Consider the following 19,821-nt stretch of genomic DNA (forward strand, 5'->3'; position numbering starts at 1 on the left):
CCGTGGCGGGGCCGCTGGCAGTTGTGCCTGCGGCCCCGCCCGAGCATCGGGTCAGGACGGGTCGCCGTACTGGAGGCCGCGTCCGTTGGTGCCGACGTAGACGCGGCCGAAGGTGTCGGGGTCGCCGGTGATGACGCCGACGCCACCGATGCCGCCCCACTGGTGGGCGTCGTCGTTGACGCGGAGCCAGGTGGCGCCCTTGTCGGTGGAGCGGAAGACGCCGGTGACGTCCTTGACGGTGCCGATCAGGTACAGCGCCTGGTAGTTGGCGCCGGGTGCGGCCTTGCCGAAGCCGAGGGCCGAGGCGGACTGCACCGGGCCGAGCGGGGTGAAGGTGCGGCCGCCGTCAGTGGAGTGCATCAGCCCCTTGCCGCCGCCGGAGATCCACAGGTCCCCGGCGATGCCGGGGACGGCTACGAGCCGGCCGGAGGGCAGGTTGCCGGCGCGGGCGGTGAAGGTCGCTCCTCCGTCGGTGCTGGCGTAGAGCTTGCCGCCGGACAGGGAGTAGAAGGTGTTGCCGGAGGAGCGGTCGGCGACGACCTCGGCGTCCGTGCCCAGGCCGCTGACCCTCGACCAGCTAGAGCCCTTGTCGGTCGAGCGGTACGGGACCTGACCGTCCTCGGTCCAGACGATGGTGGAGCCGTCCGCCGCAAGCGCGACATGGCCCATCTGGGAGCTGCTGACCGGCTCTGACTTGAAGCCGTTCCAGCTGCTGCCGCCGTCGGTGGAGTAGGCGCCGTCCTGCTCGCCGCCACGGCCGACGCGGACCATCATCGAAGGGTTGGACTGAGCGAAATCAATGTCGGTGCTGCTGCTCATCAGCGGGTTCTTCATCCGCCCGGTGGGCAGCTCGGTCAGGGAGTCGTGGCGGAAACCGCCCTGGTCGCCCATGGAGGTGATGACGGTGGCGCCGCCGGGAGGAGCGATCGCGTCCGCCAGCGAGGTCTCCTCCAGCCCGCGGGCCCCGGAGGCCCAGTGGCTGGTGCCGCCGCTGTCGGAGGCGTTGGCGTCCTTGCTGCGCCAGATGCCGTTGCCGGTGCCGTACAGCACGTGCCCGGAGCTGAAGGGATCGATGGCCAGGGCGGTCATCCAGTGCCCGGTGTGGGTGCCGACGTAAGGAGCGGCGGAGGCGTTACGCACCGACTTGTCGGCCAGTGCCTTCCAGGTCCCACCGCCGTCGGTGGTCCGGTAGATCTCGTCCTCGGGCCACCAGCGGTCGAGGGTGGTGACCATCACCGTGGACGGTTTCTGCGGGTCGACGGCCAGACCGGAGAACCCGTAACCGCCCTGGGAGGGGGAAATGTTCTTCCACGCGCCGCCGGACGGCGTGTACTTCCACACCGAGCCCGCCGTCGCGTCCATGGGGCCGATGCTGTTGCTGTAGGACAGGTACAGCGACCCGTCACCGGAGACCACACCGTGCTGCGGCATCTGGCCGGTGGGCTGCCCGAAGACGGCCTGCCAGCTGCTGCCGCCGTCGGTCGAGCGGTACAGGGAGGTGGACTTGTCGTTGACGCCGACGTAGACCGTGTTGCTGCCGGCCGGGCCGTACGTCACGAAGGAGATGCCCGCGCCGCTGCTCGCCCCGTCCTTGACGGGGAACGAGGAGACCTGACTCCATGTCGTGCCGTGGTCGGTGCTGCGCCACAGGCCGTTCTTGCGGGTGCCCAGCAGTAGGGTGCCGTGGTTCGCGGGGTCGATCACGAGCCGTTCGCCCGCCCCGCGGCCGGGTTCGTTGCCGCCCAGCTTGAACGCCAGATCGGTGCGCTGGAAGGTGCGGCCCCGGTCCTTGGAACGCAGGATCGCGCCGTTGCCCGCCCACTCGTTGGTGTAGGTGCCCGTCGCGAGGTAGAGCCGGTCGGGGTCGACGGGGTCGGTGGCCAGCGAATCGATGCCCAGCAGGTTCCAGTCCTTCTCGCCGAGCCAGTCGGTCAGCGGGATCCACTGCTCGGCCCCGGTGTCCCAGCGGTAGGCGCCGCCCATGTCGGTACGCGCGTACAGCAGGCCCTTCTCCCGCGGGTTGAACACCAGCCCGGTGACGTATCCACCGCCCACCACCTGGGCGTTTCGCCACGTGTACGGTCCGGATCCGGGCGCCTGGCTCTCGGCCGTCTTCACCAGCTTCCACTGCTGGTTGGTGCTGCCATGGCCGCCATACTGGATGACTGCCGCGCCGTCGGCCGTGGAGCCTCCGGAGACGTCCAGGACCTGGCCGCTCCTGCGGGAGGTGAGGACGACGGCGTCGGAACCGCTCACGTCGTCGATCCGCCATTCCTGGGAGGTGGAGGAGCTGTCGGTCTGCTGCTCGGCGGCGGCCGCCTGGGCGGTCGAATCGCCCGCTATGCCCAGAACTTTGCCGCTGTTGCGGTTCACCAGCTCGTAGTAGCCGCCCCCGGTGGGTCGCAGCTTCCACTGCTGGTTGGCGGTGTTCTGGTCGGTCCACTGCTGGATGCGGGTGCCGTCGGCGGTGGAGAAGGCGTTGACGTCCAGCGCCTTGCCGCTGCGTACGGAGACCAGCCGGTAGTAGGCATCGCCGTCGACCGTAGCGGCCTGCGAGTCCTCCTGCACGAACAGGAGATACGGCACGAGGACGGCGGGCGCACCAAGCAGCAGACCGGTCGCGGTCCAGCGACGGCGGTGACGCCCGCGGCGCCCGCCATTGGTGGGGTTCTTCATGGGGGGGTTCTCCTTGCATGCCACCAGAGGAAAGGTGGATCCGGCTACCGAACGGCCGGATCCGACTCCTTGTGGTCACAGGTCCCGCAAAGGGTTGCCTTGAGCCTGGAACTTTTACGGGTCACCTCGAAGCGCGGGTAGGGCGTTGATCAGTGGCCGGGTTTCACGCCTGGTGCCGCGGCTGGAACACGGACGTCAACCCCTGCCCAGGGCACAGGCTTTGCCCGCATACCCTTGCCGACGTCAAGGTGTTGCGCCGTGCGCGGCGGATCGCTCCCCTGAGGGAGGCGGGAATGGGTCTCATGGATACGGATCACACGGGGCTGGTTGTCGCGGCGCAGGCCAGTGACGACCGGGCGCGCGAGGAACTGATCGCCGCGTACCTGCCGTTGCTCTACAACATCGTCCGGCGGGCGCTGAACGGCCAGGCCGACGTCGACGACGTCGTCCAGGAAACCCTGCTGCGCGTGGTGCGCGACCTGCCTGCCCTGCGTGCGCCGGAGAGCTTCCGGTCCTGGCTGGTGTCGATCACGCTCCGCCAGATCAATACCCACTGGCACCGACAACGCGCCCTCGCCGGCCGGACAACGGTCATCGACGAGGCACTCCGGATACCGGACGCCGGCGCCGAACTCGAGGACATGACGATCCTGCGTCTGCATGCGTCGGACGAGCGCCGTCAGGTCGCCGAAGCCGGCCGGTGGCTCGACCCGGACCATCGGGTGCTGCTGTCGCTGTGGTGGCAGGAGTGCGCCGGACTGCTGAGCCGTGACGACATCGCGGCCGCGACGGGGCTCACTGTCGCCCACGTCGGAGTACGCCTGCAACGCATGCGCGAGCAGCTGGACCTGAGCCGGACGATCGTCGCCGCGCTGGAGGCCCACCCGCGTTGTCCGCAGTTGGGTGAGACCGTCATCGGCTGGGACGGCCTTCGTACATCGGTGTGGCGGAAGAGGATCGCACGGCACACCCGCGACTGCCGGGTCTGCATGGCGACGACGACACAACGGGTCCCTGTCGAACTCCTGCTCCTCAGCCTCGCGCCGCTGGCCGTCCCGGCCGGACTCGTCGCCGCCCTGGCCGCCAAGGGCCTGCTGTCGGGTGCGGCCGCGACCGCCGCCGGGCCGGCCATGGCACCCGTGGCCCTCGGCACGGCGACGGGTGGAGGCAGTCTGCACAGTTCGCTGATCGCCAAACTCCATGCGGTGACCGCTCATCAGCTGGCGGGCCTCGCCACCGGCGCGGTGCTCATCACCGGGGCCGCCACCTACGCGGCCTGGCCCGAACCGGCGCCTCGGGCGCCCGGCGTCATGGCCGCTCCCACGGTCGGCAACCCCACGGCGATCCCGTCGAGCACCACCACGTCGGCCGAACCGTCCCCGGTGAATCCGTCCGCCGACGCGGGCATTGTTCCGCTGGGCGCACAGACACTGGAGTCCGTGGACGAACCCGCCCTGTACCTGGCGTACGCGGGCGACTTCGCGGCGCTCGGCCGGGTCTCGGCGTCCAGCAGCGGGCAGACACGGCAGCGGGCCACGTTCACCGTCCTCCGGGGGCTGGCCGACGCGCGGTGCGTCACCTTCCGCGCCGCCGACGGCCGCTATCTGCGCCATCGTGAACTGCGGCTTCGGCTGAGCACCGACGACGGCAGCGAACTGTTCCGTGAAGACGCCACTTTCTGTCCGCGCACCGGGTCGGTCGCCGGGTCGGTGACCCTGCACGCGCACAACTATCCCGGATCGGTCATCCGCCACCGCGACGGTGGCATCTGGCTCGATGGCTCTGACGGCACACGGGCCTTCGCCGACCAGGCATCCTTCATCGTGCGCGGGGGCCTCGGCTGAGAACCGCTCCTTCAGGGCCGACCAGGCCACGGGGCCCGGCATAACGGTTTTTGCCTGCGAGATGCATCACCGGGAAATCGTCGGGGCGGCGCGACTTTTTTGTTACGCGACCACGAGTTCGGGGGCCTCCACTTCGTGGGGTGTTCTTCCCGCCGTGCACCACGTGTGCCGGCGGGGGAGGTTCCCCCACTTCCCCGTCGATGCATCTGCTGAAGAAAGCGCCTCCCATGACCCGACACAGATCAGGACGCACGGGCCGACGCCCCCACGATCACGGCTCCCCAGGCGACCCGCGGTCCCCGAAGAACATCACGAAGGGCCTGCACCGGCTCGGCCGGCGCGGCCGGACCCTGACGATAGGCCTGTCGGCCGCGACGCTGCTGGCCGGTGTCTTGACGCTTCTCCCCGACTCCGCCGGAGCGGCGAACCTGGGTACGCAAGCGAGTCCCTCGGGCAGGTACTTCGGCACGGCCGTGGCTGCCGGGAGGCTGGGCGACTCGACGTACGCCGCGATCTCGGACCGGGAGTTCAACATGATCACCCCGGAGAACGAGATGAAGTGGGACGCCGTCGAACCGTCCCGCGGCAACTTCACCTTCGGCCCCGCCGATCAGATCGCCAACCATGCCGCGGCCCACGGTCAGCGCCTGCGCGGCCACACCGCGGTCTGGCACTCGCAGCTCCCGTCCTGGGTCAGCTCCATCGGCGACGCGAACACGCTGCGCAGCGTGATGAACCACCACATCACCACCTTGATGAACCACTACAAGGGCAAGGTCTACTCCTGGGACGTGGTCAACGAGGCGTTCGCCGACGGCTCCACCCAGCACCGCGGCTCGGTGTTCCAGAACGTGCTGGGCAACGGCTTCATCGAGGAAGCCTTCCGCTCCGCCCGGGCGGCCGACCCCTCGGCCAAGCTCTGCTACAACGACTACAACATCGAGAACTGGTCGGACGCCAAGACCCAGGGCGTCTACAGCATGGTCAGGGACTTCAAGTCGCGTGGCGTGCCGATCGACTGCGTCGGGTTCCAGAGCCACTTCGGCACCGGCGGCCCTCCGTCCAGCTTCCAGACCACCTTGTCCAACTTCGCCGCCCTGGGCGTCGACGTCCAGATCACCGAGCTGGACATCGCCCAGGCGTCGCCCACCCATTACGCCAACACGGTCAAGGCCTGCCTGTCCGTGGCCCGGTGCACCGGCATCACGGTGTGGGGCATCCGCGACAGCGATTCCTGGCGCAGCGGCGAAAGCCCCCTGCTGTTCGACAAGAGCGGCAAGCCCAAGGCCGCCCACACCGCCGTCGTGAACGCCCTCAAGACCGCCGCCACCGGCGGGACCAGTACGGGAGCGATCAAGGGCGTCGCCTCCGGTCGTTGTATCGACATCAACGGTTCCACCACCGACAACGGCACCCAGGCGCAGCTGTGGGACTGCCACGGACGAACCAACCAGCGCTGGACCTACACCTCCGGCAGGCAGCTGATGATCTACGGCAACAAGTGCCTGGACGCGAAGGGCACCGGCAACGGCACCGCGGTGGTCATCGAGGACTGCGACGGCGGCGCCGGCCAGCAGTGGAACATCAACACCAACGGCACGATCGCCGGCGTCCAGTCCGGGCTGTGCCTCGACGCCGTCGGCGCGGCCACCGCCAACCGCACCAAGATCCAGCTGTACGCCTGCTGGTCGGGCGACAACCAGAAGTGGACCGGCCTGTCCGGGACGCCGGCCCCGACAACGCCCGCGCCGACGGGCGGCACGTGTGCTCTTCCGTCGACGTACCGGTGGACTTCGACGGGTGCGCTGGCGCAGCCGGCGAACGGGTGGGCCTCGCTGAAGGACTTCACCAACGTGACGTACAACGGCAAGCACCTGGTCTACGGGTCCAACTTCTCGGGATCTTCGTACGGCTCGATGATGTTCGGTCCCTTCACGAACTGGTCGGACATGGCGTCGGCCGGCCAGTCCGGCATGAGTCAGACCGCGGTGGCGCCCACCCTGCTCTACTTCGCGCCCAAGAAGATCTGGGTGCTGGCGTACCAGTGGGGCGCGTGGCCCTTCATCTACCGCACGTCGAGCGACCCCACCAACCCCAACGGCTGGTCCGCGCCGCAGCCGCTGTTCACCGGAAGCATCCCCCGCACCGACTCCCCCACCGGCCCGATCGACCAGACCCTGATCGCTGACGACCAGAACATGTACCTGTTCTTCGCCGGTGACAACGGCAAGATCTACCGGGCGAGCATGCCGATCGGAAACTTCCCGGGCAACTTCGGCTCCTCGTACACGACGGTCATGAGCGACACGCCGGACAACCTGTTCGAGGCGCCGCAGGTCTACAAGGTCAAGGGCCAGAACCAGTACCTCATGATCGTTGAGGCGAGGGGCGCGAACGGGCGCTACTTCCGCTCGTTCACGGCTTCCAGCCTCAGCGGTACGTGGACCCCGCAGGCCGCCGGCGAAGGCAACCCCTTCGCGGGCAAGGCCAACAGCGGTGCCACCTGGACCAACGACATCAGCCACGGTGACCTGGTCCGCGAGAACCCTGACCAGACCATGACCGTCGACCCCTGCAACCTGCAGTTCCTCTACCAGGGCAAGTCCCCCGCCGCCGGCGGCCCCTACGACCAACTGCCGTACCGGCCGGCTGTCCTCACCCTGCAGCGCTGACCTGCGCAGCGACCGTCTCCGAGGAACCCCAGCCGTGCGTCGGCTGGGGTTCCTCTCTCTTTGTGGACGCCTCAGGCCCGCCGTCGCCCGCTGTCACTCACCAGGGGTGGTGTACTCGCCGAGCTGTCTCATCCTTGGCGCTGGAGTGTCAGCAGGCCCGGCCGGTAGGGCAGGAGACCGTAGTCGGCGCCGTCGGAGCTGGGGCTGCGTCCCTGGTAGAGCAGCTGAAGATTGCAGGGATCGACGGTCATGGTCTGATCGGCCGTGCTGCGGATCAGTTCACCATGGCTGATGTCGTCGGTCCAGGTGGCGCCGCTGTTGGCCTTGCCGGCGAAGGGATTGCTCTCGGTCGCGGCCTGGGGCGTCCATGAGCCGTTCAGGCTGGTGGCCGTGAACGAGCGGAAGTAGCGGCCCTGCGAACCGATCGCCTCGACGATCATGAGGTAGCGGTCCTGGCCCTGGAGCTTGTAGACCTGCGGGGCTTCGAACAGGTTGTTCGTCGTGTCGCTCATGATCACGGTCGAGGTCGTGCCGAAACTGCCCGGGAAGTTCCCGATCGGCATACTGGCCCGGTAGATCTTGCCGTTGTCCCCGGCGAAGAACAGGTACATGTTCGTGCCGTCACCGATGAGCGTCTGGTCGATGGGTCCTGTTCCGGAGCCCGCGATGCTCCCGGAGAAGAGCACCTGCGGTGATGACCAGCCATTGGGGTTGGCGGGATCGCTCGACGTCCGGTAGGAGAAGGCGGTTCCACCCCACTGGTAGGTGAGCACCCAGATGTTCTTCGGCGCGAAGTAGAAGAGCGTGGGCGCGACGGTGGAAGTCGACATCGTGTTCTGGTCGGCCGAGGCCATCTCCGACCAGTTGGTGAACAGGCCGAAGCTCATTGAACCCCAACTCGTGCCCGTGTCGTGCGTCGTCGCATAGACGAGGTGCCTGCCGTTGTAGGGGACGACGGTGAAGTCCTTGAGCGAGACCCACCCCGGCTTGGGCTGCGCCAGCGCGCCCGTCGAGGTCCAGCGGTACGTCGACGGAAGCCCGCACGGGCCCGGGTTGCCGGCACCGACCTTGACGAGCTGCCACTGCTGGTTGTTGCCGCCCCAGTCGTCGTACTGGACGATGTTCGCGTTGTCGGCGGTGGAGCCGCCTTGTACTTCGAGGGCCTTGTTGCTGTGGCGAGCGATGAACCTCACGTAGCCGTCCGAGCTGTCGGCCGGCCGCCACTGCTGGTTGGTCCCGTTCACGTCGGCCCACTGGACGATCGGGGCGCCGTTCGCGGTGGTCCCGTTCTGGACGTCCAGCACCTTGCCGGAGTGGCGGGACTTGATGCGGTAGTAACCTGCCGGAGTCGATGAACTGCCACTGCTGCTGGTTCTGGTCGTTCCTGGTCCACTGGGTGATGCGGGCGCCATCGCCGGTCGCCAGGTTGTAGACGTCCAGGGCCTTGCCGCTGTTGCGGTTGACCAGCACGTACGAGGCGTTGGTGTCGATGATCGGCGCCGCGCCGGCGGGCTGGACATCAAGGAAGGTGGCCAGGAGCAGCAAGGGCGCGAGAACGGCGAGCAGGCGTCGTCTCAGGTGAACCGGGGATGGTTGGCGAAACCACATCAGAAGAGCTCCTTTGGGGGGTTGGGGGTGGGGTGACCCCGACGGGCCGCGAAGCGGCGGCGTTGGGCGGTCGGGGAGGGGAGAGGTGTGAAGGCGGCCGCACATGCCGAAGCGTTGGTGCTCCGGGCGCTCCGGTCGCGGCACTTCGCCGTGGTCGAGGTGAGAGAGGTCTCCGGCCTTCAGCCGTTCCGGCTGACGACCCGTCGCGACGGCTGCGGCCGGGGGGCCGTCACGCCGGCGGATCCACCAGGCGTGATCATCCGCCCAGCACCTCCCTGATCGAGTGGTAGGCGGGCTTCGGCAGCAGGTTCTCGTCGTAGGGCAGCGCGGCGCCCTCGCCGGGGAAGACGGAGGGGATCCACGAGTACTTGTCCGTGTAGTCCCAGATGGTGACGCCGACGCATTTCTTGACCGCCAGGCAGGCCTTGACGTAGTCGGCGTACCAGGTGGCCTGGGTGGCGAGCATCGAAGGGGTCGCGGGGAGATTCATCCGGATGTCGAGCTCGGTGACCGCGACCTCGACCCCGAGGTCGGCGAAGCGCTGCATGTTCTGCCGGACGTCGGTGGGGAAGCCGTACTGGAGCGCCAGATGGCCCTGGATGCCGAAGCCCTCCACCGGGACGCCGTCGGCCTTCAGCTGCTTGATCAGGGTGTAGTAGGCGTCGCTCTTGGGGCCGATCCCGTCGACGTTGTAGTCGTTGAGGTACAGCTTGGCGTGCCGGTCGGCCTCGTGGGCCCAGCGCAGGGCGTCGGCGATGTAGCCGGGACCGAGCGTCTTGTGGAAGAGCGTCTCGCGGTAGGTGCCGTCCTCGTTGAAGGCCTCGTTGACGACGTCCCAGTGGATCACCTGGCCCTTGAAGTGCCGGACTTCCGTCTGGATGTGGTTCTTGAGGATCGCGCGCAGCTCGTCGGCGCTCCAGGTGCCCTCGGTGAGCCAGGCGGGGAGCTGGTTGTGCCAGACGAGGGTGTGGCCGCGGACCTTCTGGTGGTGGGCCTTGGCGAATGCCACGACCTTGTCGGCGGCGGTGAAGTCGAAGACGCCGCGCTCGGGTTCGGTGGCGTACCACTTCATGGCATTGCCGGGGGTGGTCTGGCCGAATTCGCTGCCGAGGAGCTTCAGATAGGCGGCGTCGGTGAACTCGGGGTTGTCGGTGGCGGAGCCGAAGTACTTGTGGTGCCTCTTGGCCAGTTCGGCGAGCGTCCGGGGACGGGACTCGGCGGCTGCGGGCGCGGCGGCGAGACCGGCCGTGAGGCAGACGGCGGCGGACAGCGCGGTGAGAATCCGGGAGAGGGACAGGGGCAGGGGCGTGGACATGGCGGGCTACTCCTCGGGGAATGGGCGGTTCAGTCGAGGACGATCGTGGACAGCGCGCGCGGGGCGGGCACCACCGTGAGGGTCGTGCCATGCATGGCGGCCCCGGCCGGTTGTTAGCGCTAACAAAATTGGAGATGCCAGTGCCGTCAGGCGTTTCACAACGTCTCCTCGGGGTGGAGGTCGCGCGGGACGGTTCAGCCCTTGGTGGCGCCCGCCGTGAGGCCGCCGATCAGCTGCCGCTCGGCGACGGCATAGAACGCAAGGGCGGGGACCATGGCGAGCACGATGTAGGCGAGGACGAGCGCGTAGTCGGTCGAGTACTGGCCCTGGAACTGCTGGACTCCGACCGGGATCGTCTGCCATTTCCGGTCGTTGAACACCAGTAGCGGCAGGAAGAAGTTGTTCCAGCTCGCGACGATCGCCAGCACCGACACCGTGCCGAGCGCCGGACGCGCCATCGGCAGCAAGATCTTCCAGAAGAAGCGGAACTTGCCGCAGCCGTCCATGATGGCCGCCTCCTCGACCTCCGCCGGGATGGTCCGGAAGAAGCCGCGCAGAATGATGATCGTCATGGGGAGCCCGAAGGCCGCCTGCGGGAGGATCACTCCGAGCGGGTTGTCGAGCAGGTCGAAGTCGCGCAGCAGCAGGAACAGCGGCAGGACGGCCACCGCGAACGGGAACATGAGCCCGATCGTGAACAGCGTGTAGAACAGCTCCCTGCCCCGGAAGGCGTAGCGGGCCAGCACGAACGCCGCCATCGCGGACGCCGCCACCGTGCAGCACGTCGTGCCGATCGCGATGCCCGCGCTGTTGGCGATCTGCCGCCAGAACATTCCGTCGCCGAGAATGCCGGTGTAGTTGCCGGTCTTCCAGTGCTCGGGCAGCCCGAACGGGTTGGTCGTCAGCTCGCCGGTGCTCTTGAACCCGGAGATCACCGCGTAGACCAGCGGCACGGCGACGAACGCGCCGATGAGCCAGACCACGGCGTGCAGCGACAGGCCGCGTGCCGTCCTGCGGGCGTTCATCGGCCACCTCCCGAGGTGACGGCCCCGCTCAGGTCACGGCGGAGCACGTAACGCTGGTAGAAGAGGGAGAAGACCAGGCTGATCATGAACAGCACCACGCTGATCGCGCTGGCATAGCCGACCTGGTAGCGCTTGAACCCGAACTGGAACATCGAGATGGCCATCGTCTCGGAGGAGTGGTTGGGCCCGCCCGCGGTCATGACCCAGACGAGGTCGAAGAGTTGGATGGCCCCGATGACCGAAAGGAAGGCGCTGATCCGGATCGTCGGGCCGAGCAGCGGCAGCGTCACGTGCCGGAAGCGCTGCCAGACGCCGGCGCCGTCGATGGAGGCGGCCTCGAGGATCTCGCCGGGGATGCTCTGCAGTCCGGCGAGGAAGAGCATCATGTGGAAGCCGAAGTACTTCCAGGTCATGACCACGAACAGGGTCGGCATCACCGTCGAGGGATCGGCGAGCCACTTCCCCCGCAGCCCCTCAAGGCCGAGGGCGCCGGCGAGATGGTCAGCCATGCCGGCGCCAGGAAGGAAGATCATCGTGAAGAGAACCGCCGTGACCACCTCGGACAGGATGTACGGCGCGAAGAACAGCATCCGGTAGACGGCCCGGCCGCGCATCCTCTGGTTGAGCAGGACGGCGGTGAACAGCGCGAACGGCAACTGCACTGTGATCGACAGGGCGATCAGGTACAGCCCGTGCTCCAGATCGCCGAGGAAGACCTGATCATCGAACAGCTTGGCGTAGTTCCCGAAGCCGACGAAGTCGTCCATGGGGCCGGTACCGCCCCACTTGAAGAAGCCGGTGTAGACGGCGACGGCGATCGGGGCGAGGACGAAGACGAGGAAGAGGACCAGAGCCGGGACGAGGAACCAGGCGACCGACGCCCAGCTGTGCAACCCGCGCAGGAGCGAGCGTGCCGGGGCGGGCGGCGGGCCCACCGCCAGGGCGTCCTGCGTCCGCTCCTCGGTCAGCGTGGACACGGAGCTAGGCACCCTTCGCAGCCTCGGTGATCGACTTGGTGACCTGCTCGGGCGTCTTCTTGCCGGCGATGAGGTCGGCGACGCTGTCGTTGATTTCCTGGCCGACCGCCGGCGGGTAGGCCTGGTCGAGGTAGAGCTGGAAGCCCGTCGCCTTGACCAAGGTGTCGGCCACCACCTTCCTGTTGGCGTCGGTGAGCCGGCTCTCCGCGCCCTTGACCACCGGCAGGTAGCCGTTGGAGGCCAGCAGCTTGGACTCGTTGTCCAGGACGAAGAACTTCAAGAACTCCAGCGCCTCCTTCGGCGCGCCCTTGCGCAGCGCGAAGCCACCGCCACCGCCGAACACGTCGGTGGCCTGGCCTACGCCGCCGTCGACCGTCGGGAAGGGGAAGAAGCCCAGGTCCGCTCCGAGGTCGGCGCCCGCGTCCTTCTGGACCGACGGCCCCCACTGCCCCATCAGCTCCATGGCGGCCGTGCCGTTGCCCATGGTCGCGGCCTGGCCGCCGGGGGTGGCGTAGCCGGCACCGAGGAAGCCGGTCTGGAACGGCTGGAGGTCGACCAGCTCCTTGAGGTGGGTGCCCGCTTGGACGAAGCCGGCGCCCGTGAAGTCCTTGGTGGTCGCGGCCTGCCGCAGTGCGGGGAGACCCGCGACGCGCATCGCGAGGTAGGCCCAGTAGTAGTGGCCCGGCCATTTCTCCTTGCCCGCGAGGGCGATCGGAGTGACGCCCGCCGCCTTGAGCTTCTTGACGTCTTCGAGGAGCTCGGCCCAGGTGGCCGGCGGAGCGGTGATCCCGGCCTTGGCGAAGAGCTTCTTGTTGTACCAGAAGCCGACCATGCCGACGTCGTAGGGCACCGCGTGGGTCCGGCCCCCGAACTGGTAGGCCTGCAGCGAGACGGGGGTGAGCTCGGACGACCAGCCGAGCACGTCGGTGAGGTCCTCGACCAGCCCCGCGTCGACCTGCTGCTGCAGCACGCCCCCTCCCCAGGTCTGGAAGACGTCGGGGAGCTTGCCCGAAGAAGTGGTGGCGGTCAGCTTGGACTTGAACGCCTCGTTCTCCAACGTGGTCGTCTTGATCGTGATGTTCGGGTGAGCGGCCGTGAACGCCGAGGAGATCTGCGGGAACAGGGACTTGCCCGGTTCCGTCGTGGCGATGTTCCACCACGCGAAGGTCACCTCGCCGTCGGCCGTCGACCCCGAGCCGGAGCCCCCGCCGCCGCAGGCCGCGGTCAGCGAGACGGACAGAGCGGTCAGGCCCGAGAGCGCCAGGAAGCTTCGTCGACTCGGGGGTGTGCTGGCCATGAGACCTCCGGGGTGAGGAATACCGGTTCGAGTCCGAAAACATTTCGTAACATTCTCGAATTCGTGCTGCCACAAACTAGGAACGTGGGGCCCACCGGTCAAGCCTTCTCACCGAATTTCCGCCAGCGGCAGCCTTCTTGGAGCTTGACAACCCGGTCGCACCGACCGGAAACTCTTCGAAAGTTTGCGATATATGTCGCCAGCCCAAGGCGTCCGCGCAGAGGAGCGAAGTTGAGCGAGCAGCGCCCGACCCTGGCCGTCATCGCCGCGGAGGCAGGGGTCTCCCAGGCCACCGTGTCCAAGGTGATCAACGGCCGCTCCGATGTCGCGCCCTCGACACGCGAGCGCATCGAGAGCCTGCTGCGATCTCACAACTACCTCCGCCCCGGAGGGCAGGGCAGGGCCCGCAGGTCGGGCCTGGTCGACTTGATCATCGGCGGTCTGGACAGCGCGTGGGCGGTGGAGATACTGCGCGGCGTCGAAGCCGAGTGCGCCCAGCGGAGCGTCGGCACCGTTGTGTCGCTGGTCCCGCCGGGCGAGGCGACGCCGTCGAGCTGGGCCGCGCTGCCTGTCCTGCACCACAGCGACGGCGTCATCCTCGTCACCGCCTCGGTCACCCAGGCCCAGCGCGCCCAGGTCGAGGAGGCCGGGGTGGCGCTGGTCGTCATCGACCCGATCGACCTGCCGGGCAACGGTGTGCCGAGCATCGGCGCGACCAACTGGGCGGGCGGCCTCGCCGCCACCGAGCACCTGCTGCAACTGGGGCACCGCCGGATCGCCACGATCGGCGGGCGCAAGGAGATGCTCTGCAGCCAGGCCCGCATCGACGGGTACCGGGCCGCCCTGGAGCGGGCCGGGATCGAGGTCGACCGCGACCTGATCCGGTTCGGCGACTTCCAGCACGAGGGCGGGTTCCGGCGCGCCCGGGAACTGCTCGCCCTCCCCGAGCCGCCGACCGCCATCTTCGCCGGCAGCGACCAGCAGGCGATGGGCGTCTACGAAGCCGCCCGGCAGGGCGGGCTGAGCATCCCGCACGACCTCAGCGTGGTCGGTTTCGACGACCTGCCGATGTGCGAATGGCTGTCACCGCCGCTGACGACCGTGCGCCAGCCGCTGGAGGAGATGGGCCGGCTCGCCGCCCGCACGCTCTTCCAGCTCCTGGACGGCCAGCCCCTGGTCAGCCCCCGGATGGAGCTCTCGACCGAGCTCAAGGTCCGGCTCTCCACCGCCCCGCCCCGTCTCTAGGGGGTGTCTTGCCGGTCAGGCCGGGCTCGCGGCGTCTGGCACCGCGCCTCGCCGCGTTGTCGTCAGTCGCCAACGTTCCGCGTTGACTCCCTCCTCCGCCTTGCGATGCACGGCACCAGACGCCGCTCCCTGATCCGACCTGACCGGCAAGACACCCCCTAGGAGAACTCCTTGACCGAGCCCTGGCGTGACCCCCGCCTGCCCGTGTCCATGCGGGTCGCCGATCTGCTGCAACGAATGACGCTGGACGAGAAGGCGGGTCAGCTCGCCGGCTTCTGGGCGCTGCCCTCGGATCCGGGGACACCGGTCGCGCCGATGGAGGACGGTTCCGGCGAGTCCGCGCCCGGCCTCGACGACATCGCCGCCCACGGGCTCGGCCAGCTCACCCGGGTGTTCGGCACCGCTCCGATCACCGCGGAAGCCGGGATGGAGCGGCTCGCCTCGCTCCAGCGGCAGGTGACCGGATCCGGCCGGTTCGGGATCCCGGCGGTCGCTCACGAGGAGTGCCTGACCGGGTTCATGACGCTGGGGGCGACGGTCTTCCCCGGGCCGCCGGCCTGGGGCGCGTCCTTCGATCCCGCGCTGGTGCGCCGCATGGCCGCCGCCATCGGCGCGGGGATGCGGCGGGTCGGCGTCCACCAAGGGCTGGCTCCGGTACTCGACGTGGTCCGCGACTACCGGTGGGGCAGGACCGAGGAATGCATCGGCGAGGATCCCTACCTCGTCGGAGCGATCGGCACCGCCTACGTGCAGGGCTTGGAGGGCGCCGGGATCGTGGCGACGCTCAAGCACTTCGCCGGTTACTCGGCCTCACGCGGCGGCCGGAACATGGCTCCCGTCTCCTCGGGGCCGCGCGAATTCAGGGACGTGCTGGTCGAGCCTTTCGTACGGGCACTGCGCGAGGGAGGCGCCCGGTCGGTGATGAACAGTTACACCGACGTGGACGGCGTCCCGGTGGCAGCGGACGAACGGCTGCTGACCGGGCTGCTCAGAGGTGAGCTCGCTTTCAGCGGTGTGGTCGTCGCCGACTACTACGCCGTCTCCTTCCTGGAGACCCGGCACGGGGTCGCCGGATCGCGCGGCGCCGCCGGCGCCCTGGCCCTGACCGCCGGAATCGATGTCGAACTGCCCACGGCCCGCTGCTACGGCGAACCGCTGACCGAACTCGTGCGATCGGGAAACCTGTCCGAGGAGTTCGTCGACCGGGCCGCGGAACGGGTCCTGCTACAGAAGGCCGAGCTCGGCCTGCTCGACCCCGACTGGGAACCCGTCAAGCCCGAGCCAGTCGACCTCGACCCGCCGGAGAACCGGGCACTGGCCAGGCTCCTGGCCGAACGGTCCACCGTGCTGCTCGCCAACGACGGCATCCTGCCGCTGCGGCCGTGCCGTGTCGCGATCAGCGGGCCGTACGCCGACGACCCCCGGTCCTTCCTCGGCTGCTATTCCTTCCCCAACCACGTCGCGCTGCCCGGCGACCTCGGGCTGGAGATCCCGACGCTCGGCGAGGCGCTCACCGCTGCCGGGTTCACGGTCACCGAGGACGATCCGGACGTGAACGTGCTGGTGCTCGGGGACCGGGCGGGCATGTTCGGCCGGGGCACCTCCGGGGAGGGCTGCGACGCCGAGACCCTCGACCTGCCCGGCGACCAGGCCGCACTCGCCTCCGCCGTTCTGGACTCCGGGGTGCCGACCGTACTGGTCCTCGTCTCGGGACGGCCCTACGCCCTCGGCACGCCGGCCGAGCGCGCATCGGCCGTGGTGCAGGTCTTCTTCCCCGGCGAGGAGGGCGGGACGGCACTGGCCCGGATCATCAGCGGGGCCGCGGAACCGTCCGGGCGGCTGCCCGTCTCCATCCCCCGCCAGGTCGGCGGGCAGCCCGGTACCTACCTGCACGCCCGGCTCGGCGGGCACACCGACTGGAGCTCGGTGGACCCGACCCCGCTGTTCCCCTTCGGACACGGGCTGAGCTGGACCAGCTTCACCTGCTCGGAGCTCTCGGTGGATCCCGTCGCCGCGACGGACGGGACCGTCGCAGTTTCGGTCACCGTACGCAACGTCGGCGAGGTGGCCGGTACCGAAGTGGTCCAGCTGTACCTCTCCGACCCCGTGGCGTCCGTCGTCCGGCCGCAGCGGTGGCTCGCCGGATTCGCCAGAGTCGAACTGCGGCCGGGAGCGGCCGCCCGGATCACTTTCGCCGTCCATGCCGACCGGACCTCCTTCACCGGGCTCGACCTGCGCAGGAGAGTGGAGCCCGGGGAGATAGGCGTGGCCGTCGGACGGTCCAGCGGCGATCTTCCGCTCCAGGGCTCCTTCACCCTGGAGGGCCCCGTACGTCACCCGGGGGCCGACCGAGTGCTGTCCGTGCCGGTCGAGATCGTCCCGGTTCCATGACCAGGTTCTCCGGTGATCCCGTGCTGCCCGGGTTCCGGCCCGACCCGTCCGTCTGTCGAGTGGGAGCGGACTACTACCTGGTGACGTCCAGCTTCGAATGGTTCCCGGGCCTTCCCGTGTTCCACAGCCGCGATCTCGTGAACTGGCGGCGCATCGGCTCCGCACTCGACCGGGCGTCTCAGCTCGACCTCGACGGGTGCGAGCCCTCACGGGGTCTGTTCGCACCGACGATCCGGCACCATGACGGGGTCTTCCATCTCGTCTGCACGCTGATGGACGGCCCCGGCCATTTCGTCGTCACGGCGACCGACCCGGCGGGGCCGTGGTCAGAACCGCACTGGCTGGACGGCGAGGGCTTCGACCCGTCGCTGTTCTTCGACGACGGGCCGGACGACAGCGGCGACGGCGACGGCCGGGCCTGGTTCACCGCCGCCCGCCTGGTGGACGAGGAGGCCGGCCGCACCGAGATCTGGATGCGCGAGTACCTTCCCCGCGAACGACGGCTCACGGGACCGGAGCACGTCCTGTGGTCGGGGAGCCACCCTGACGCCCGATGGTCGGAAGCCCCGCACCTCTACAAGATCGACGGCACCTATCTCCTGCTCACCGCCGAGGGTGGCACCGATGTGGACCACAGCGTGGTGGCCGCCCGCGCCGACCACGTGACCGGCCCGTACGAAGGCGCGCCCGGCAACCCGGTGCTGCCACCCGCCAAGGGCCCCGTCACCTGCACCGGTCACGCCGACCTCGTCCAAACCCCGTACGGCGACTGGCGAGCCGTCCTCCTGGGCGTCCGCCCGGGCTCCGCCCTCGGCCGCGAGACCTTCCTCAGCCGGATCACCTGGGCCGAGGGCTGGCCGGTCTTCTCCCCCGTGGTCCACACAGACCTCCGGCGGCCCCTCCACGACGGCTTCGCCACCCTCTCCGCCGACTGGAGCACCCTGCGCACGCCACGCACGCGGTTCTGGACCACCGGCGACGGACTGCGCCTCCAGCTCCGCCCCGAACGCCTCGGCGAACGCGCCACCCCGGCCCTCCTGGCCCGCCCCCAGGAACAGCCCGACTGCGATGTCTCCACCGAACTGCACTTCACCCCCGCCGCACCGGACGAACAGGCGGGCCTCGCCGTGGTCCTCGACGACGACACCCATCTCCTCTTCCTTCGTACGACGGAAGGACTCAGCCTCCGCCGCGGGCACGAGGTCCTGGCCGGCATTCCCGTCCCCCCGGGTCCCGTTCGCCTGGGGGTCCGCGTCCGGGGCTTCAGCCACACCTTCGCCCACGCGGCACCCGGCGGCACCTGGCAGGACCTGGCCACCGTCGAAGCCACCTTCCTCGTCCCGCTGTTCACCAGCATCCAGCTCGGCTTCTACGCCACCTCCAACGGCCGCCCCTCCGCCAACCAAGCGCACTTCACGTGGTTCGGCATCTCGTACCCGAGCCGGCGGGAACCCCCGGGACGCCGGCGTCGGTGATCCCTTGGCCAGGCCCCCGGTCCCGGCCGCCGATCAGGCCGGCACGGGCAGATCGGGGGCGGACTCGCGCACGGTCAGGCGGGTCGGGAGGATCAGCGGGCTGGGGCGGTGTCCTTCGACGGCACTGACCAGCATCCTGGCCATCTCCTGCCCCAGCGCCCGCACCGGCTGATGGACCGTGGTCAGCGGCGGGCTGGTGTGCCGGGCGCTCGCCAGGTCGTTGAAGCCGATCACCGCGACGTCCTCGGGCACGCGGAGTCCCCGTTCCCGCAAGGTGCGCAGAGCGCCGATGGCCATCGCGTCGGAGGCCGCGAACACCGCGTCCAGGTCGGGGTGCGCCCGGAGCAGTCGCTCCATCGCCGCGGCGCCGCCGTCCTCGGTGAACTGTCCGGGCTCGACCCCTAGCAGCGGCAGGCCGGACAGGGTCAGACCATCGGTGAACCCCTGCTCCCGCGCGACGGAGGCCCTGGTATCCACCTGCCCGGTGATCACGACGGGCCGTCGGCGACCCGTGCGCGCGAAGTGCTCGGCGGCCAGCCGGGCACCGCCCCGGTTGTCGGCGTCCACGTACCAGGTGGGCTCCCCGGTGAGCGGGAGTCCGCCGAAGACGACGGGGAGATCGACCTCCTCGCACAGGCGTCCCAGGGGATCGTCGCCGCGCAGCGCCATCAGCATGACGCCGTCGGCCCGGCGGGAGCGCAGCAACCGCTCGAACCTCTCGCGTCCGCGAGGGGTGTTGGCCAGCAGCAGGATCAGTTCGAGTTCGGTCTGCTCCAGCGCCGCGCTGACGCCGACGACGACCTCCGCGAAGAACGGGTCGGCGAATAGGCCCGGCTCGTCGCTGGAGACTGCCAGCACCACCGCTCCGACCCTGCGGGTCGCCAGGGCCTGCGCGGTCGGATTGGGCACGAAACCCAGCTCGCGCACCGCCCGTTGGACCGCCTCCCGCTTGGCGCGGCTTACGTGTGGGGCGTTGTTGATCACGCGGGAGGCCGCCGTGCGCGACACACCGGCTCGTGCAGCCACCTCGTCGAGAGTCGGCATGCGCTTGGGTGACGGCTCCATGGGAGAACTGCTCCTCGTGCTCACGCGGACGGCGAACAGCGGCCATGATTCCACGCACGGCACCGACTTCGGACCTGCGGACGAGTGTCCTCCTTGGTCTCGATTCGGTAGCGCTTCCAACCTATCGCGCCATCACGGCGACAGCGACAGTTTCGCGTTCAACCTCTTGACACGCCCTGGCGACGAACCCAATCATCCCATCAGCGCGATCCGACCGTCCGAAAAACTGGA

11 protein-coding genes and 1 pseudogene are annotated in these 19,821 nt (G+C 69.2%); 5 read left to right on the top strand and 7 right to left on the bottom strand.

All coding sequences use genetic code 11. The features are described from left to right. Positions 1-51: 51 nt before the first annotated feature. The gene (locus ACFV9H_RS02935; RefSeq protein ID WP_385392421.1) at positions 52-2,676 is read right to left on the bottom strand and encodes an RICIN domain-containing protein; all 2,625 of its coding nucleotides are present in this window, start codon (positions 2,674-2,676) and stop codon (positions 52-54) included. Between the two features lie 302 nt (positions 2,677-2,978). Between ACFV9H_RS02935 and ACFV9H_RS02940 the strand changes: the two genes are divergently transcribed. After that, positions 2,979-4,520 carry a sigma-70 family RNA polymerase sigma factor gene (locus ACFV9H_RS02940; RefSeq protein WP_385392424.1) on the top strand — a complete coding sequence of 514 codons (1,542 nt, stop codon included), beginning with the start codon at positions 2,979-2,981 and terminating at the stop codon, positions 4,518-4,520. Positions 4,521-4,747: 227 nt separating this feature from the next. Continuing rightward, the gene (locus ACFV9H_RS02945; RefSeq protein WP_385392427.1) at positions 4,748-7,192 is read left to right on the top strand and encodes a non-reducing end alpha-L-arabinofuranosidase family hydrolase; all 2,445 of its coding nucleotides are present in this window, start codon (positions 4,748-4,750) and stop codon (positions 7,190-7,192) included. 128 nt (positions 7,193-7,320) lie between these two features. On the opposite strand, the pseudogene ACFV9H_RS02950 reads toward ACFV9H_RS02945, so the two are convergent. The 5 genes and pseudogenes from ACFV9H_RS02950 to ACFV9H_RS02970 form a co-directional block, all read right to left on the bottom strand. Next, a pseudogene (locus ACFV9H_RS02950) lies at positions 7,321-8,800 on the bottom strand (non-reducing end alpha-L-arabinofuranosidase family hydrolase). A 256-nt stretch (positions 8,801-9,056) separates the two neighbouring features. Continuing rightward, complete coding sequence (locus ACFV9H_RS02955; RefSeq protein ID WP_385392430.1) at positions 9,057-10,115, bottom strand: endo-1,4-beta-xylanase; 1,059 nt, start codon at positions 10,113-10,115, stop codon at positions 9,057-9,059. A gap of 194 nt (positions 10,116-10,309) precedes the next feature. Then, entirely contained in the window at positions 10,310-11,140 is an 831-nt protein-coding gene (locus ACFV9H_RS02960; protein ID WP_385392433.1) for a carbohydrate ABC transporter permease, read from the bottom strand. After that, entirely contained in the window at positions 11,137-12,129 is a 993-nt protein-coding gene (locus tag ACFV9H_RS02965; RefSeq protein ID WP_385392436.1) for a carbohydrate ABC transporter permease, read from the bottom strand. The genes ACFV9H_RS02960 and ACFV9H_RS02965 overlap by 4 nt, the downstream gene beginning before the upstream one ends. Next, positions 12,122-13,414 (bottom strand): extracellular solute-binding protein, encoded by a 1,293-nt coding sequence (locus ACFV9H_RS02970; RefSeq protein ID WP_385392439.1) that lies wholly within the window; start codon positions 13,412-13,414, stop codon positions 12,122-12,124. Before ACFV9H_RS02970 ends, ACFV9H_RS02965 begins: the two co-directional genes overlap by 8 nt. 231 nt (positions 13,415-13,645) lie before the next feature. Between ACFV9H_RS02970 and ACFV9H_RS02975 the strand changes: the two genes are divergently transcribed. From ACFV9H_RS02975 to ACFV9H_RS02985, 3 genes are all read left to right on the top strand, one after another. Next, positions 13,646-14,659: a LacI family DNA-binding transcriptional regulator gene (locus ACFV9H_RS02975; protein WP_385392442.1), complete on the top strand. Its 1,014-nt coding sequence runs from the start codon at positions 13,646-13,648 to the stop codon at positions 14,657-14,659. Between the two features lie 171 nt (positions 14,660-14,830). After that, positions 14,831-17,050: a glycoside hydrolase family 3 N-terminal domain-containing protein gene (locus tag ACFV9H_RS02980; protein WP_385392445.1), complete on the top strand. Its 2,220-nt coding sequence runs from the start codon at positions 14,831-14,833 to the stop codon at positions 17,048-17,050. After that, complete coding sequence (locus ACFV9H_RS02985) at positions 17,047-18,525, top strand: glycoside hydrolase family 43 protein (RefSeq protein WP_385392448.1); 1,479 nt, start codon at positions 17,047-17,049, stop codon at positions 18,523-18,525. The genes ACFV9H_RS02980 and ACFV9H_RS02985 overlap by 4 nt, the downstream gene beginning before the upstream one ends. A 33-nt stretch (positions 18,526-18,558) precedes the next feature. Here the strand turns inward: ACFV9H_RS02985 and ACFV9H_RS02990 are convergent, their stop codons facing one another. Next, entirely contained in the window at positions 18,559-19,590 is a 1,032-nt protein-coding gene (locus tag ACFV9H_RS02990) for a LacI family DNA-binding transcriptional regulator (RefSeq protein WP_385392451.1), read from the bottom strand. Positions 19,591-19,821 lie beyond the last annotated feature (231 nt).

The organism is Streptomyces sp. NPDC059874 (genome assembly GCF_042731135.1).
Classification (GTDB): Bacteria; Actinomycetota; Actinomycetes; order Streptomycetales; family Streptomycetaceae; genus Streptomyces.

What these genes read in the sequence shown, in the direction of transcription:
- ACFV9H_RS02940 (WP_385392424.1), top strand. Translation starts at nt 2,979, where the DNA reads ATGGATACGGATCACACGGGGCTGGTTGTCGCGGCGCAGGCCAGTGAC.
- ACFV9H_RS02945 (WP_385392427.1), top strand. Translation starts at nt 4,748, where the DNA reads ATGACCCGACACAGATCAGGACGCACGGGCCGACGCCCCCACGATCAC.
- ACFV9H_RS02970 (WP_385392439.1), bottom strand. Translation starts at nt 13,414, where the DNA reads ATGGCCAGCACACCCCCGAGTCGACGAAGCTTCCTGGCGCTCTCGGGC.
- ACFV9H_RS02960 (WP_385392433.1), bottom strand. Translation starts at nt 11,140, where the DNA reads ATGAACGCCCGCAGGACGGCACGCGGCCTGTCGCTGCACGCCGTGGTC.
- ACFV9H_RS02935 (WP_385392421.1), bottom strand. Translation starts at nt 2,676, where the DNA reads ATGAAGAACCCCACCAATGGCGGGCGCCGCGGGCGTCACCGCCGTCGC.
- ACFV9H_RS02985 (WP_385392448.1), top strand. Translation starts at nt 17,047, where the DNA reads ATGACCAGGTTCTCCGGTGATCCCGTGCTGCCCGGGTTCCGGCCCGAC.
- ACFV9H_RS02955 (WP_385392430.1), bottom strand. Translation starts at nt 10,115, where the DNA reads ATGTCCACGCCCCTGCCCCTGTCCCTCTCCCGGATTCTCACCGCGCTG.
- ACFV9H_RS02990 (WP_385392451.1), bottom strand. Translation starts at nt 19,590, where the DNA reads ATGGAGCCGTCACCCAAGCGCATGCCGACTCTCGACGAGGTGGCTGCA.